The sequence below is a fragment of the Pseudoalteromonas sp. c7(2019) genome, from assembly GCF_011378625.1.
In the GTDB taxonomy this organism is placed as follows: domain Bacteria; phylum Pseudomonadota; class Gammaproteobacteria; order Enterobacterales; family Alteromonadaceae; genus Pseudoalteromonas; species Pseudoalteromonas arctica.
In genome coordinates, this window is the sequence record NZ_WTKS01000056.1 from 1 (window position 1) to 294 (window position 294).

Consider the following 294-nt stretch of genomic DNA (forward strand, 5'->3'; position numbering starts at 1 on the left):
GCTGCTCCTAGTACGAGAGGACCGGAGTGGACGAACCGCTGGTGTTCGGGTTGTATCGCCAGATGCATTGCCCGGTAGCTACGTTCGGAATCGATAACCGCTGAAAGCATCTAAGCGGGAAGCGAGCCTCAAGATGAGTTCTCACTGGAACTTTAAGTTCCCTAAAGGGCCGTTGGAGACTACAACGTTGATAGGCAAGGTGTGTAAGTGCAGTAATGTATTGAGCTAACTTGTACTAATTACCCGTGAGGCTTAACCATACAACACCTAAGTGGTGTTGGTGTTTACCAAGAC

The 294-nt window shown here is 49.3% G+C and carries 1 rRNA gene; it reads left to right on the top strand.

Going from position 1 to position 294, the window contains the following annotated elements:
- Positions 1 to 260: ribosomal RNA gene (locus GQR38_RS19975) — 23S ribosomal RNA — on the top strand; the annotation flags it as partial.
- Positions 261 to 294 lie beyond the last annotated feature (34 nt).